Below are 14,935 nucleotides of genomic sequence, written 5' to 3' on the forward strand. Positions count from 1 at the left end.
TTCACTCCAACTCTCAGACTGAAGGAATCACGCATGAAGATTCACGAGTACCAGGGTAAGGAAATCCTGCGGAAATTCGGCGTCGCGGTCCCGCGCGGCACACCCGTGTTCTCGGTGGATGATGCGGTCAAGGCCGCGGAAGCGCTGGGCGGCCCGGTTTGGGTCGTGAAGGCGCAGATCCACGCTGGCGGCCGCGGCAAGGGCGGCGGCGTGAAGGTCGCGAAGTCGATCGAACAGGTCCGCGAGTACGCGAGCCAGATCCTCGGCATGCAGCTCGTCACGCACCAGACCGGCCCGGAAGGCCAGAAGGTGAACCGCCTGCTGATCGAAGAAGGCGCGGACATCAAGAAGGAACTGTACGTCGGCCTCGTGCTGGATCGCGTGACGCAGAAGATCGTCGTGATGGCGTCGAGCGAAGGCGGCATGGACATCGAGGAAGTCGCGGAAAAGACGCCGGAACTGCTGCACAAGTTCGCCGTCGAGCCGTCGACCGGCCTGCAGGACAAGGACGCGGACGACCTGGCCCGCAAGATCGGCATTCCGGACGCATCGATCCCGCAAGCGCGCGCGATCCTGCAAGGCCTGTACAAGGCGTTCTACGAAACCGACGCATCGCTCGCGGAAATCAACCCGCTGATCGTGACCGGCGACGGCAAGGTCATCGCACTGGACGCCAAGTTCAACTTCGACGCGAACGCGCTGTTCCGTCATCCGGAAATCGTCGCGTACCGCGATCTGGACGAAGAAGATCCGGCTGAAGTCGAAGCGTCGAAGTTCGACCTCGCGTACATCTCGCTCGACGGCAACATCGGCTGTCTGGTGAACGGTGCTGGCCTGGCAATGGCCACGATGGACACCATCAAGCTGTTCGGCGGCGAGCCGGCGAACTTCCTCGACGTCGGCGGCGGCGCCACGACCGAGAAGGTCACGGAAGCCTTCAAGCTGATGCTGAAGAACCCGAACCTGAAGGCGATCCTCGTGAACATCTTCGGCGGCATCATGCGCTGCGACGTGATCGCGGAAGGCGTGATGGCGGCTTCGAAGGCGGTGGACCTGAAGGTGCCGCTGGTCGTGCGCATGAAGGGCACGAACGAGGACCTCGGCAAGAAGATGCTGGCGGACTCGGGCCTGCCGATCATCTCGGCCGACAGCATGGAAGAAGCTGCGCAGAAGGTCGTCGCGGCGGCCGAAGGCAAGTAAGCGCACGCGCTGCCTGCCTCAGAAGAGCGTTCCACCAGATACGAATGGCGGCGCGGGGCTCGAGCCTTGGCGACGCCAAACGAACAGAGGTCACTACATGTCGATTCTGATCAACAAAGACACGAAGGTCATCACGCAGGGCATCACCGGCAAGACCGGTCAGTTCCATACGCGCGCCTGCCGCGAATACGCGAATGGCCGTGAAGCCTACGTCGCGGGTGTGAACCCGAAGCGCGCGGGCGAGGATTTCGAAGGCATTCCCATCTATGCGTCCGTCAAGGAAGCAAAGTCCGAGACCGGCGCCACGGTTTCGGTGATCTACGTGCCGCCCGCGGGCGCTGCCGCGGCGATCTGGGAAGCCGTCGAAGCCGATCTCGATCTCGCGATCTGCATCACGGAAGGCATTCCGGTTCGCGACATGCTCGAAATCAAGGACCGCATGCGCCGTGAAAACCGCAAGACGCTGCTGCTCGGACCGAACTGCCCCGGCACGATCACGCCGGACGAGCTGAAAATCGGCATCATGCCGGGTCACATCCACAAGAAGGGCCGCATCGGCGTGGTGTCGCGCTCGGGCACGCTGACGTATGAAGCAGTCGGTCAGCTGACGGCGCTGGGTCTTGGCCAGTCGTCGGCGGTCGGTATCGGCGGCGATCCGATCAACGGTCTGAAGCACATCGACGTGATGAAGATGTTCAACGACGATCCGGATACGGACGCCGTCATCATGATCGGCGAGATCGGCGGTCCGGACGAAGCCAACGCGGCTTACTGGATCAAGGACAACATGAAGAAGCCGGTGGTCGGCTTCATCGCGGGCGTCACGGCGCCTCCGGGCAAGCGCATGGGCCACGCAGGCGCGCTGATCTCGGGCGGGGCGGACACGGCGGACGCCAAGCTCGAAATCATGGACGCGTGCGGCATCAAGGTCACGAAGAACCCGTCCGAGATGGGCCGTCTGCTGAAGTCGGTCATCTAAGATCGATGCGGACAAACTACGCGAGGGTTTGGTACTCTTACTGATTCCTTTCGTATGAGCCGATACCAAGCGAGGGAGCGTTGCTTCCTCGCTTTTTTTTCGGCTTCCGTTTTCGCTTTCACTCCGCACCATGCTCGAATTCTTCTCCACGCTTCACTGGGGAGCGGTCGTCCAGATCATCGTGATCGACATCCTCCTCGGCGGCGACAACGCCGTCGTCATCGCGCTGGCGTGCCGCAATCTGCCGGACCGGCAGCGCACGCGCGGCATCGTGCTCGGCACGCTCGGCGCCATCATCCTGCGCGTCGTGCTGATCGCCTTCGCGGTGCTGCTGCTGGACATTCCCTTCCTCAAGTTCGTGGGCGGGCTGCTGCTGCTGTGGATCGGTATCAAGCTGCTGCAACCGGATCACGACGAGCACGAAATTAACGCATCCGATCGTCTCTGGGCCGCGGTGAAGACCATCATCGTCGCGGATGCCGTGATGAGCCTCGACAACGTGATCGCCATCGCGGGCGCGGCGGAGGCGGCGGATCCGCGCCACCGGCTGACGCTGGTGATCTTCGGGCTGGTCGTCAGCATTCCGCTGATCGTGTGGGGCAGCACGCTGGTGCTGAAGCTGATCGACCGGTTTCCGATGGTCGTGCTGCTCGGGGCGGGGCTGCTGGGCTGGATCGCGGGCGGCCTGATCATCGACGATCCGTTCATCGACCGCTGGCCCGCGCTCAACACCGATTTCGCGATCTACGCGGCGCGGGTGGCGGGGGCGGTGCTAGTGGTGGCGTTGGGCTGGCTGCTCAAGCGCCGCGCGCTCGAAGCGGGAAGGCGAGCGGCAGGCTGAGGCTCTGTTGGACCTAGGCCATCTGGCTGACTGTCGCCTGAGGCGTGCACTGAATACGATCGAAGCGTCCTGTCCGCATTGCGCGGCAGGGCGCTTTTTTCGTTTTCCCGGGAGCAGAGATGACAACGTTGGTGCTGGGTGTGATGCACGCGCCGCGCGAGCCGCGCGTGTGGTGGTTGGGACGGGCAAGGGACATGCTGGTGCGGGGCTTTACGCTCATCGAGCTGATGATCGTGCTGGCAATCGTGGGCGTGGTCGCGGCCTATGCGATTCCTGCGTATCAGGATTATCTGGCGCGCAGCCGGGTGGGCGAGGGCATCGCGCTGGCGGCATCGGCGCGGCTGGCGGTGGCCGAGAACGCAGCCAGCGGCGCGGACTTCGCGGGCGGCTACGCGTCGCCGCCGGGTACGCGCAATGTCGAATCCATTCACGTCGATAGCGACACAGGGCAGATAACCATCTCGTATTCGACCCGCGTCGCGCCGGCGGGCTCGAACACGCTCGTGCTGGTTCCGTCCACGCCGGACAACGCCGAGACGCCCACCGCACGCGTGACGCTGAGTCGCGGCGTGGTGCAGGCGGGCTCGGTCACGTGGGAATGCTTCGCGGCGGCCAAGACGGTTTCGTCCCTGCCGGCGCCGGGTTCGGGGCCGTTGCCGGTCGATCCGGCCACCTTGCCGGCCAATCTTGCGCCACCGGAGTGCCGCGCGTGAGGGGCACATGAGTGGAGCGTCGTGACGCGGGATACCGCTGAGATGAAGCATCAAGGCGCGGTGGCAGCATTTACGGGGCCACCGCGCCTTGCGGGTCGTTTTTGCGGCAAAGGCGGGGTTTTCGTCGTAAATCCGTTGGTTCGACGGACAGCAGGGACAAAGTTTTGTATAGTGCGCCGGTTCCCGACGTTCCCAGTCCCTCATGCCTTCCCAATTCGCGCGTTACCTTTGTTTTGCGGTCCTGTGCCTGGCGTTGACGATCCCTTTCGCCGTCGTCAACCACACGTATCCGATCCCGACTTTCTACGCCGAATACAGTGCGCTCGCGCTCTACCTGGCGCTCGGCGCGACCGTGGCGCTGCTGGTGCGCGTGGCGGAGCCGAAGGTGTCGTTCGCCTCGCCGGTCGTCGCGTTGATGCCGCTTGCCTTCGGCGTGCTGCTGGTCGCCCAGACCGTGTTGCTGCCGATCGCGCAGCCCTCCATGAACTGGCTGGGCGGCGCCTATCTGCTGGCGTCGTTCGTCGCCGTGCATACGGGCTTCGGGCTCGTGCGCGCGGGGCTTGGAGAGAAGGCGCTGCGCGTCGGCGCGGCGGCGCTGATGCTCGGCGGGCTGTTTGCGGTGTTCTGTCAGGTCGTGCAGCTGTTTCATCTCGAGGTGAAGTTCACGCCCTTCGTGGTGGCCTACAACGTCATGACCGAGCGGCGTCCGTTCGGCAACATGGCGCAGGCGAATCACCTGGCCACGGTCATTGCGTTCGCCATGGCGGGCGCGCTGTTCTTCGTGCAGACGCGTCGGCTGCCGCTCGTGGTGTGGGTCGCGGTGTCGGTGGTGTATTCGCTTGGACTGGCCTTGACCGTGTCGCGCGGGCCGTGGCTGCAGACGGCGGTGATCGTCGTCGGCGGCTTGTGGATGGCGTTCGTGCAGGGAAGGCCGCGCTCGTCGGACGGCTTCGACGGGCCGGGCAAGCGCGACCTGCGCGCGTGGCTCGTGCCGCTGCTGCTCGCCGTCGTGTTCTTCGCGGTCAATGCGGCGGTGCGCTGGGCCAATACCCGTTACGACTTTGGTCTCGCGCAGTCGGCGGCGGAACGCATGCAGGACGCCAACCAGATCGCGCCGCGTCTTGCGCTGTGGAAGTACGGCTGGACGATGTTCAGGACGCATCCGCTGCTGGGCGTCGGCTGGGGTGAATTTCCGCGCTATCAGTTTGAGATTGTCCGCGAGCTCGGTGGTGTCGAGATTGCCAACAATGCGCACGACATCTTCATCGACCTGCTCGCGAAGACCGGTGTGCTCGGCGTGGCGATCCTCGTGGCGGGCGTCGTGTTCTGGCTGATTCGCGTGCTGCGGGCGCCGCATACGCCGGCGCGTATCTTCGGGCTGTCGCTGCTCGGCGTGCTGATGATGCATGCGCTCGTCGAATATCCGCAGCAGTACATGTTCTTCCTGATGCCGGCGATGCTCGTCATCGGCCTGCTGGACACGCGGCCGCTACGGCTCGTCGCGCGGCCGGTGTCGTACGGCGTCTATGTCGTGCTGGTGCTGGGCGGACTGGCCGCGCTGTATCCGACGCTGCGTGACTACAACCGCGCCGAGGTGCTGTATTACGGGTCGCGGCCGGCGGAGCAATATCGTGACGCGCCGTCGTTCCTGTTCACGGCGTGGGGCGAGTACGGGGCGGCGACGCTCTTGCCCATCAACGCGCAGAACGTGCAGGCGAAGCTTGCGGCGCACCGGAAGGCCATCGCGCTGTTGCCGGGCGAGACGGTGCTGCGCCGCTATGCGGTGCTTCAGGCGCTCGCCGGACAGAAGACCGAGGCGCTCGATACGATGGCCCGTCTCAAGATCTTCGCGACCGAGTTGCACGACTGGCCGAAGCAACTGGCGGCGGTGTATGGATTGATCGATGAGGCGGGCACGCCGCTCACCGCGTTCAAGGCCGATCTGGTCAGGCTGTATGGGATGCCGAAGGACGAGCCGGCTGCGGCGGATGGGGATGATGAAGACAGTGATTGAGCATCGCGGCTGAGGCGATGCTCGGAAGGGCAGGTGTGCGGGCTGTCGCGGTGAGCGTGCGGCTTCACGCCGCCACCCAATCCCCCGACTTCCCCCCATGCTTCTCCATGACCCGAACGTTGTTGATGGTCATGCCGCGATCGACCGCCTTGCACATGTCATAAATCGTCAGCAATCCGACCTGCACGGCGGTCAACGCTTCCATCTCGACCCCAGTGCGCCCGACCGTCTCCACGCGTACTTCGCAATGCACGCCGGGCAGCGTCTCATCGATGGCAAAATCCACCGCAACCCGCGTGAGCGCGAGCGGATGGCATAGCGGAATCAGATCGGCGGTGCGCTTCGCGCCCTGGATCGCGGCGATGCGCGCGACGCCCAGAACATCGCCTTTCTTCGCGCGGCCTTCGCGAATCAGCGCGAGCGTGGCATCGAGCATCACGATCGAACCGCGCGCAACCGCGACCCGGCGCGTCTCGTCCTTCGCGCCGACATCGACCATGTGCGCCTCGCCGGCGGCATCGAAATGGGTGAGTCCGGACATGGCGTCTCCTTCGAAATGGGCGCCTATCATAACAGCGTGAAGAGGCGCGGTTCCCGGCCCGCGGACCCCGTTTCCATCAAGACTCATGCAGCAAGCAGGCAGCAAATCCGGCCGCCGCGCGCCCTACACTTGATACGATAAGCCCGTTCCCTTTTTCCAGCCGGTTGCCGGTCCCGCATCGCCTTCGCGTCTCATGCCTTCGACACGTCCGAGCCGCGTGCTCGTCTTCCTGCTGTGCGTAGCCCTCGCCGCGCCGCCCGCCGTGCTGGCGCAATCGGCCGCGCCCGTCGGGAGCGCGAACACCGCCAACACCGCGAACACGATCGGCGGCACCGGGACGCTGGCCGCGTCGCAGCTCCGCTCGGCGCAGGAAGGCAGCAACCCCGGCGACCTGCCCGGCAACGTCGCGGAAGGCGTCTTCGGCGTCTATGGCGGCGCGGAAAGCCGCTTCGCCAACCGGCCGGGCACGATGTCCGGCCTGCGCGCGCCGCTCTCGTCGGTGCAGCTGCCCGATCTCGGCGACGGCTCCGGCGGCTCGCTGACGCCGCAAGCCGAACGCCGCGTCGGCGAACGGGCGATGCGCGAAGTGCGCGCCGACCCCGACTATCTCGACGACTGGCTGATCCGCGACTACCTCGATTCCGTCTCCTCCAAGCTGTCCGCGGCGGCCGCGACGCAGTTTCTCGGCGGCTATCGGCCCGACTTCGACCTGTTCGCCGTACGCGACGCCCAGATCAACGCGTTTTCGATGCCAGGCGGTTTCATCGGCGTGAATACGGGGCTGATCGCGGCGACCCAGACCGAATCGGAGCTGGCGTCGGTCATCGGTCATGAAATGGGACACGTGCTCCAGCGGCACATCGCGCGCATGCTCGGCGCACAGGAAAAGAACAGCTACACCGCGCTCGCCGGCATGCTGGCCGGACTGCTCGCGGGCCTGCTCGCGCACAGCGGCGATCTCGGCATGGGGCTCGCGATGGGCGGCCAGGCGCTGGCAGTCGACAACCAGTTGCGCTTCTCGCGCGCGGCCGAACACGAGGCCGATCGCGTCGGCTTCCAGATGCTGGCGGCGGCCGGCTACGATCCCTATGCGATGGCCGCGTTCTTCGAACGCCTCGACCGCTCGACGATGGCCGACAACGGCGTGCCGCCCTATGTGCACACGCACCCGCTGACCACCGAGCGTATCGCCGACATGGAAGGCCGCGCGCGGCGCGTGCCGTACCGGCAGCCGCGCCAGTCGGCCGAGTATGCGTTCGTGCGCGCCCGCGCCCGGGTGCTGCAAGTGAATTTCGCGAGCGACTATCGCGAGGTGGCGAGCCGCCTGAAGGCCGAAATCGACGATCAGACCGCGCTCAATCCCGCCGCGAACTGGTATGGCATTGCGCTGGCGCAAACCCTGACCGGCGATTACGCCGCCGCCGACGAAGCGCTCGCCCGCGCGCGCAAGCTCTTCGAGGGAGAGGAAGCGAGCAGCGCGGCGGCGTCGGCGCAGGTTCGGCAGGAGAACGCGAAGGGGACGGGCACGGCGGCATCGGGCGTCAGGCCCGCGACGCCGCCACCGCGTACCGCAACCGCCGCCGATGCGAGCTCATCGCTACGCAATGCGGACTCGCTGACGACCGCGACACCGCTCGACCGCACGCACGCGTCGCTTGACCTCGGCCGCGTTCCTGCCCAACCGAAAGCCGCGTCGGTGCCTCAGGCGCGCTCCGTCGGCGATATCGCGCTGGCGCCGGTGCGCATCGAAGGCGGTCCCGCGCCCGTGGCGAAAACGCCGGCTGCTCCAGCGGCCGTTCGCAGTTCGCCCAGCCTCGACGTGCTCGACGCCGACATCGCCCGGCGCGCCGGCCGGCTGGACGATGCCATCCGGCTGGCGGCGAACGCCAGGAAACGCTGGCCCGAATCTCACGCCGCGCTCGATGTGCAGTTGCAGTCGCTGCTGGCCGCGCACCGCTATGGCGAAGCGCAGACGCTCGCGCGCCAGGAAACCCGCGCGGAGCCGACGCGCCCCGACTGGTGGCTCTATCTCGCCCAGGCGAGCAAGGGGCTCGACGACCCGCTGCAACAGCATCAGGCCATGGCGGAAAAGCTCGCGCTGGACGGCGCGTGGCCGTCCGCGATTCGTCAGCTGAAGGAGGCGCGCGACGTGAAGAACGCAAGCTTCTACGATCTGTCCGCGATCTCGGCGCGCCTGCACGACTTCGAGGCGCGCTACAAGGAAGAGCGCGAACAGGAGAAGAACGGCTAGTCAGCCCGCCGCCGCGGCCCGCGCCGCCGGACTCGCCACGAAACCGAAGCGTTCCGCGACCTGGGCGCGCGCGATCGGGCTGACGGCGAGATCAGCGCCCTCGCGCCAGTGGAACACGCCGCTCGCGCCGGCTTCATCGAGTGAAGCATGGTTCGCGAAGAGTTCGAGATCATGGTCGTGCAGCGCCGCGATGCGCGAGGGCGTGGCGTCGTCCGAGAACAGGATGTTGCCTTCATCGTCGAGCCACGCGCGCGCCGGTTCGAAGTCGGCGCCGGCCTGATCGGTCAGGCGCAGGCGCCCGTCCACGTCCAGCAGTCGCACGATCCACGGCGTATAGCCCAGCTCGACATACACCCGCTGCGGCCCGTTCTGGAAGAACCACTGGCCGTCGGCATCGCATTCGTAGTTGCGGTTGATGAAGCCGAGCAGCGCGTCGTGGCGGATCGGCGTGCCGGGTTCTCCGGCAGCTTGCGCCGCGTCATCGCGCATGCGCCACTGGCCGCGCCGGTCCAGCATCAGCCAGCCCGTGCAATGCGGGACGTTGGGCCATTTGGCGAGCGCCTGCCTGACGATGTCATCCATGATCGGTCACGAAACGAATTGCTCCAGATAGCCGAACACGCGCAGCGACAGCCAGTCGATGCGGCCCGGAAACGGCCCGGTCATGAAGCCGACGTGTCCGCCATGATTCGGCTGATCGAGCGTGACGCGCGCCGACACTTCCGCCTGCGACGGCAACGCGAATTCCGGCAGGAACGGGTCGTTGCGCGCGTTCAGCAGCAACGCGGGCACGTCCACATGCTTCAGATGGGCGCGGACGGTCGCCGTCGACCAGTAGTGGTTGGTGTCGCGGAAGCCGTGCACCGGCGCCGTGACCACGTTGTCGAACTCGTACAGCGTGCGGGCAGCGAGCACGGCCTCGCGGTCGTACAGCCCGGGATACTGGCCGAGCTTCGCGAGCGCCTTCTTCTTCAGCGACTTGAGGAAGCTGCGCGTGTACACCATGCCGAAGCCGCTCGAGATCGCTTCGCCGCCCGCGTGGACATCGAGCGGCGCGGAGATGGCAGCCGCCGCACGGATGATCGACGCGTCGCTGCCGCGTTCGCACAGCCAGTGCAGCAGCACGTTGCCGCCGAGCGAGACCCCCGCCGCGACGATCGGCCCGCGATGCCGCTGCGCGAGCCGCCGCAGGATCCAGTCGGCTTCGGCGCCGTCGGCGAGATGATAAAAGCGCGGCAGCAGGTTCAACGGCCCGCTGCAACTGCGGAAATGCGGCACCACGCCGTGCCAGCCGCGCGCCTGGGCGGCCGCCATCATCGTGCGGGCGTAGTGGGAGTCGGAATTGCCTTCGAGGCCGTGGAACAGCACGAAGAGCGGGGCGGTCGCGGCGGGTTCGGAGGCCGGGTCGTGCGCGAGGAAGTCGAGGTCGATGAAATCGCCGTCCGGCGTGTCCCAGCGTTCGCGCCGGTACCGCACGGCGGGTTTGCGGCCGAACAGCGCGGGCACGATGGTTTGCGCATGGCTTGTCGGTAGCCAGCGCGGCGCGCTGTAGAGCCAGTCCGCCGCGCCCGGCGTGAGCGCCCGTGCGGCATCGCGCAGTGCCATCGCAGGCGCCTTGTCCACGAACGACGAGTCGTGTGTCAACAACGGATCGCGCTTCATGGCCCCTCCCCGACAAACGTCTTGTTCAGCGCTTCATTCTTCTTAATGCAGCGGTCCCTGACCGTGCCGCAGCCTGGCCGCGTACTGTCCCGCTGTTTCCATCGGCATGGCGCTCGCGTGGATGTGCGCGATGCGCCATTCGCCGCGCTCATGAACCATCACGTAGGTCGCGTAGACCATGCGCGGCACGCCATTCGACGCCGCCGGCTGATGCGCCTCCGCAATCGCGTACACGACCGTGCCGAGGCTGTCGTACACGCGGATGTCGAGCGGCTCGATGGTCACCGGCTGCGCTTCGAACTGCTTGCCGAGACCCGCGCGGATGCTCTCCAGCCCGTGCAGGTGCGTCCCGTCCGGGCAGACGCACGTGGCGAATTCCTCGTCGAGCCACAACGACATGACCGCGTCGATGCTGTTGTCCGCGACGGCCTGATAGTAAGCATTGAGAGTATCGGCGGCGGCTTCGAAGAGGCGGGCGAAACGTGGCATGGCTCGTGGGTCTCTGGCATTCGATGCGGGCGCCGTCCGTGTTGCCGTGCTGCCGCGGGTAGCGGCAGGGCGGCGCGCTGCATCGGTCATTGGTCAAAGCATGCCCCCGTTCGGAGACATTCGCGTGTCCGCGCCCGCACACACACGGCGGCTAACCGCCTGAACCCGCCGTTATGGAGGAATTTCAGCGATGCGCGAGCAGCATGCCGCGCAAGTCGCCGAAAACCTGTTCGGCGGTGAGTTCGCGAAGGCAGTTCAGATGGCCGAGCGGACACTCGCGGGCAAAGCACGGACTGCATTCAAGATGCAGCCATTGTACCTTTGCGAGATCGGACAAGGGCGGCGTATGGCGCGGGTCGGTCGAGCCGTAGACCGCGACCAGCGGCCGTCGCGATGCCGCCGCGACGTGCATCAGCCCGGAATCGTTGGTGACGACCGCGCTTGCCCGCGAAATCAGTGCGCAGGCCTCGCCGAGCGAGGTCTGGCCGCACAGGTTGCGCACGTTGGGCGCGCGGTCCGCGATGGCCTGCGCGATCGGCGCGTCCTTCTTCGAGCCCAGCGCGACGATGCGGGCATACGGGAACGACTGCGCGATGAACTGCGCGAGCGAGGCAAAGTGCTCGGGCGGCCAGCGCTTGGCCGGGCCGTACTCGGCGCCCGGGCAGAACACGACGAGCGGCGTGCGCGTATCGAGATTGAAGCGCGCCGAGACGCGCGCGGCCTCGTTCGGATCGGCTTCGAGGCGCGGCACCGGCAGCGTCTGCGCGTCGGGGCGGGCGGCGGCCTCGGGCTGTGCGAAGCGGTCGACGAACGGCAGCTTCGCGCCGGGCGCGTAGGCGAGCGCGGCGTAATGCGCGGTCATCGGCGGCCGCTCGGTCTTCGGCGGATTCGCGTGGCGCACGTTCAGCAAGCCGTAGCGGCTCTCGCCCTTGTAGCCGATGCGCAGGTTGATGCCCGCCATCCACGGAATCAGCGCGGACTTCACGGAGTTGGGCAGCACGTAGGCGGCGTCATAGCCGACGTCGCGCAGGTCGCTCGCCAGCTGCCAGCGGCGCAGCAGCTGCAGCTTGCCGTGCGCGAGGTCAGTGGCGTAGACGTCGCGGATCTCGGGCATGCGCTCGAGCACGGGCGCGACCCACGTCGGCGCGACGGCATCGATCGCGATGCGTGGATGCAGCTTTCGCAGGAGCGTGAAAAGCGGCTGCGCCATCAATGCGTCACCGATCCAGTTCGGTGCTATAACCAGCGCGCGGCGCATCTGTCTTTATCCGATCTCAAAAAAGAAACGCGGCCCGTCGTCTTGGGGCGGGTCGTCGGGTGTCGTGGATTGCGTGGGAGCGCGGGCATGTGTCCGCGCGGAGGCTGTCGAAGGCGTCAGTGGCCGCCCTTGATCACTTCGCCGTCTTTCAGCTTGTAGCGCGTGCCGCAGTAGGGGCAGCGTGCTTCGCCGTGCGTCACGTCGATGAACACGCGCGGATGCGTGCTCCAGCGCTGCATCTTCGGGTTCGGGCAGAAAGCGGGCAGGTCCTTGGCGGTCAGTTCCACCAGCGGCATTTCCTTCAGGTCGCTCATTGCTATCTCGTGTCAGGTGTCGTGCGTTGCGTTTGCGTGCGTTTGCGGGCCGGAGCCGGAAGTACACGGCGGACGCGCGCCCGCCGTTTCGGTGCAGGCCTCGCTCAGACCTTCGAGAGCCAGCTCGCGTACTTCTCGTTCTTGCCGCCGACCACGTCGAAGAAGGCGCTTTGCAGCTTCTCGGTGATCGGGCCGCGCTTGCCGGCGCCGATGGTGCGGTTGTCCAGTTCGCGGATGGGCGTCACTTCGGCGGCCGTGCCGGTGAAGAAGGCTTCGTCGCAGGTGTAGACCTCGTCGCGCGTGATGCGCTTCTCGATCACCGGAATGCCGAAGTCGCGCGCCAGCGTGATGACCGTGTCGCGCGTGATGCCGTCCAGGCACGAGGCCAGGTCGGGCGTATAGATCTTGCCGTTGTTCACGAGGAAGAAGTTCTCGCCCGAGCCTTCGGAGACGTAGCCGTCGACGTCGAGCAGCAGCGCTTCGTCATAACCGTCCGTGACGGCTTCCTGGTTGGCGAGGATCGAGTTCACGTACCAGCCGGAGGCCTTGGCGCGCACCATCGACACGTTGACGTGATGGCGCGTGAACGACGACGTCTTCACGCGAATGCCCTTGGCCAGGCCGTCTTCGCCGAGATACGCGCCCCACGGCCACGCCGCGATGGCCACATGGATGGTGTTGCCCTTGGCCGAGACGCCTAGTTTTTCCGAACCGACCCAGATGATCGGGCGCAGGTAGCACGACTCCAGGTTGTTTTCCTTGACGACTTCGAGCTGCGCGGCTTCGAGCGTGGCCTGGTCGAACGGCACGTCCATCTGGAAGATCTTGGCCGAGTTGAGCAGGCGCTTCGTGTGTTCCTTCAGGCGGAAAATGGCGGTGCCCTGCGCTGTCTTGTACGCGCGCACGCCTTCGAATACGCCCATGCCGTAGTGCAACGTGTGGGTCAGCACGTGGATCTTGGCATCACGCCAGTCGATCAGCTTGCCATCCATCCAGATCTTGCCGTCGCGGTCGGCCATTGACATACGGTTCTCCTAGCTCTCGTTCAAGTGGGGTCGGGCAGGCCGCCCGGGGGTGTGGGACGGCGCTCGTGCGCGGGTTTGCGTGCGGTTCCTGTGACGCAGAGTTGGACATGCCTGCGGGAGGAACGCGCGCCCGAGGCGCAAAGGCGGCGAAAGAGCGTCATTTTAGCGTCTTTTCGCAACGAAACCGATCTGGGCGCGTCTTTCACGACGCTATAATTTGCCTTTCGCCGCGGCTTGCCCGCCTCGTCGATCGCCGCAGCCGAACCGCGCGGTCGAAAACCTCCGGCGGCTTGTCCGGGCCCGCGCCTGCAACCCGAGCCTCGGGATTTGAGGCCCGCCGTCCGGCTTTTCCTCCAGGCCTTGCCCCGATCCATGTTCGACCGGCTGTCCGACACCAATCGCCGCGCCTTCTTCGAGGGCATGCGCACGTTCTCTCCCGCCGTCCTGGCGACGCTCTCCTGGGGCCTCGTGACCGGCATCGCGATGACCAAGTCCGTCCTGACGGTGCCCCAGGCGCTCGGCATGACCGTGATGGTGTACGCGGGCTCCTCGCAACTGGCCGTGCTGCCGCTTTTCGCCGCGAAGCTGCCGCTCTGGACCATTCTGCTGACCGCCGGGATGGTCAATCTGCGCTTCGTGATCTTCAGCGCCGGGCTCGCACCGCATTTCGCCTATCTGCCGCTGAAGCGCCGCCTGATGCTCGGCTACTTCAACGGTGACATCGTCTACCTGATGTTCTCGAAGCGAAACTTCGCGACCGGCTGGCAGCCCGGCAAGGAAGCGTTCTTCTGGGGGCTGGTCGCGTGCAGCTGGGGTTCCTGGCAGATTTCCTCGGTGCTCGGCATCCTGCTGGCGAGCCTGATTCCCGACAACTGGGGCCTGGAACTGGCCGGCACGCTGGCGCTGCTGCCGCTGATCGTCTCGGCGATCGCCACGCGCTCGACTTTCGCGGCAGTGGCCGTGGCGAGCGTGGTGGCGCTGCTGTCGTTCGACCTGCCGTACCGTCTGGGCCTGCCGCTGGCGGTGTTCGCCGCGCTGATCGCCGGGACGCTGGCGGACCTGATCGCCGACCGCGCGCGCCCGAAAGCGCCGGAGACCCCGACCGCCCCGAAAGCCGACCCCGCGAGGACCGTCCGATGAGCGCGCTGCAAATCTGGCTGGCGATCATCGCGATGTGCATCGTCACCGCGCTGACGCGCACGCTGTTCCTGATCGGCGGCGAGCGCATGGTGCTGCCGCCCGCCGTGCAGCGCGCGCTGCGCTACGCGCCGGCCGCGGCGCTCACCGGCGTGGTCGTGCCGGATCTGCTGGAAACGTCCACGGGCATTTCGCTGGCGTTGTCGAACCATGCGCTGTGGGCGTCGGTGGCCGCGCTCGCGTACTACCTGTGGCGGCGCGGCATGATGGGCACGATCGCCGTCGGCATGCTCGTGTTCACGCTGCTGCGGCTCGTCGCCTGAGGCGAACCGGCCTCGCCAAATACGGGTCATCATCGATTGCCAGCTAAAAGCATTCAGGGTGATCGGTTAAAATGTGCGTCTTTTCCGAGTGAGCGAGGTCGAAAGTGTGTCCGGCAGTCACCCCGCTACGGTTGTCCACCTCGTCGCGCACGCTTTGGCCGCACCGGCTGCCGTGTCCGCATGACGGC

General features: G+C 66.4%; 15 protein-coding genes. 8 read left to right on the forward strand and 7 right to left on the reverse strand.

All coding sequences use genetic code 11. The features are described from left to right. Positions 1–18: 18 nt before the first annotated feature. From sucC to QCE62_RS02620, 5 genes are all read left to right on the forward strand, one after another. On the forward strand, positions 19–1,200 hold the full coding sequence (gene sucC, locus QCE62_RS02600) for an ADP-forming succinate--CoA ligase subunit beta (protein ID WP_309919563.1): 1,182 nt from the start codon (positions 19–21) through the stop codon (positions 1,198–1,200). Positions 1,201–1,297: 97 nt separating this feature from the next. After that, positions 1,298–2,179: a succinate--CoA ligase subunit alpha gene (gene sucD / locus QCE62_RS02605; protein WP_309807333.1), complete on the forward strand. Its 882-nt coding sequence runs from the start codon at positions 1,298–1,300 to the stop codon at positions 2,177–2,179. Between the two features lie 130 nt (positions 2,180–2,309). Beyond that, the gene (locus QCE62_RS02610; protein WP_309913968.1) at positions 2,310–3,020 is read left to right on the forward strand and encodes a TerC family protein; all 711 of its coding nucleotides are present in this window, start codon (positions 2,310–2,312) and stop codon (positions 3,018–3,020) included. Between the two features lie 143 nt (positions 3,021–3,163). Then, a complete protein-coding gene (locus tag QCE62_RS02615) occupies positions 3,164–3,733 on the forward strand; it encodes a pilin (protein ID WP_404987347.1) in 570 nt (189 codons plus the stop codon). Positions 3,734–3,935: 202 nt separating this feature from the next. Beyond that, positions 3,936–5,747 (forward strand): Wzy polymerase domain-containing protein, encoded by a 1,812-nt coding sequence (locus tag QCE62_RS02620; RefSeq protein WP_309913971.1) that lies wholly within the window; start codon positions 3,936–3,938, stop codon positions 5,745–5,747. Between the two features lie 64 nt (positions 5,748–5,811). On the opposite strand, the gene moaC is transcribed toward QCE62_RS02620, so the two are convergent. Next, positions 5,812–6,288 (reverse strand): cyclic pyranopterin monophosphate synthase MoaC, encoded by a 477-nt coding sequence (gene moaC, locus QCE62_RS02625; protein ID WP_309913974.1) that lies wholly within the window; start codon positions 6,286–6,288, stop codon positions 5,812–5,814. 193 nt (positions 6,289–6,481) lie between these two features. On the opposite strand from moaC, the gene QCE62_RS02630 reads away from it, so the two are divergent. After that, positions 6,482–8,539 (forward strand): M48 family metalloprotease, encoded by a 2,058-nt coding sequence (locus QCE62_RS02630; RefSeq protein ID WP_309913977.1) that lies wholly within the window; start codon positions 6,482–6,484, stop codon positions 8,537–8,539. Here the strand turns inward: QCE62_RS02630 and QCE62_RS02635 are convergent, their stop codons facing one another. The 6 genes from QCE62_RS02635 to QCE62_RS02660 form a co-directional block, all read right to left on the reverse strand. Beyond that, entirely contained in the window at positions 8,540–9,121 is a 582-nt protein-coding gene (locus tag QCE62_RS02635; protein WP_309913979.1) for a DUF2946 family protein, read from the reverse strand. Between the two features lie 6 nt (positions 9,122–9,127). Then, positions 9,128–10,201 carry a YheT family hydrolase gene (locus tag QCE62_RS02640; protein ID WP_409017773.1) on the reverse strand — a complete coding sequence of 358 codons (1,074 nt, stop codon included), beginning with the start codon at positions 10,199–10,201 and terminating at the stop codon, positions 9,128–9,130. Between the two features lie 42 nt (positions 10,202–10,243). Beyond that, positions 10,244–10,690, reverse strand: coding sequence for a nuclear transport factor 2 family protein (locus QCE62_RS02645; protein WP_309913981.1), 447 nt, complete (start codon positions 10,688–10,690; stop codon positions 10,244–10,246). A 184-nt stretch (positions 10,691–10,874) separates the two neighbouring features. Beyond that, positions 10,875–11,948, reverse strand: a complete 1,074-nt coding sequence (waaF, locus tag QCE62_RS02650; protein ID WP_309913984.1) for a lipopolysaccharide heptosyltransferase II — start codon at positions 11,946–11,948, stop codon at positions 10,875–10,877. Positions 11,949–12,064: 116 nt separating this feature from the next. Beyond that, positions 12,065–12,262, reverse strand: coding sequence for a zinc-finger domain-containing protein (locus QCE62_RS02655; RefSeq protein ID WP_309807346.1), 198 nt, complete (start codon positions 12,260–12,262; stop codon positions 12,065–12,067). 104 nt (positions 12,263–12,366) lie between these two features. Next, entirely contained in the window at positions 12,367–13,287 is a 921-nt protein-coding gene (locus tag QCE62_RS02660; protein WP_309807347.1) for a branched-chain amino acid transaminase, read from the reverse strand. Positions 13,288–13,659: 372 nt separating this feature from the next. On the opposite strand from QCE62_RS02660, the gene QCE62_RS02665 reads away from it, so the two are divergent. Together QCE62_RS02665 and QCE62_RS02670 are read left to right on the forward strand one after the other, a co-directional pair. Further along, positions 13,660–14,427, forward strand: a complete 768-nt coding sequence (locus tag QCE62_RS02665; RefSeq protein WP_309913989.1) for an AzlC family ABC transporter permease — start codon at positions 13,660–13,662, stop codon at positions 14,425–14,427. Beyond that, positions 14,424–14,747: an AzlD domain-containing protein gene (locus QCE62_RS02670; protein WP_309807350.1), complete on the forward strand. Its 324-nt coding sequence runs from the start codon at positions 14,424–14,426 to the stop codon at positions 14,745–14,747. The genes QCE62_RS02665 and QCE62_RS02670 overlap by 4 nt, the downstream gene beginning before the upstream one ends. The last annotated feature ends 188 nt before the right edge of the window (positions 14,748–14,935 follow it).

The sequence above is a fragment of the Caballeronia sp. LZ033 genome, from assembly GCF_031451265.1.
Classification (GTDB): Bacteria; Pseudomonadota; Gammaproteobacteria; order Burkholderiales; family Burkholderiaceae; genus Caballeronia.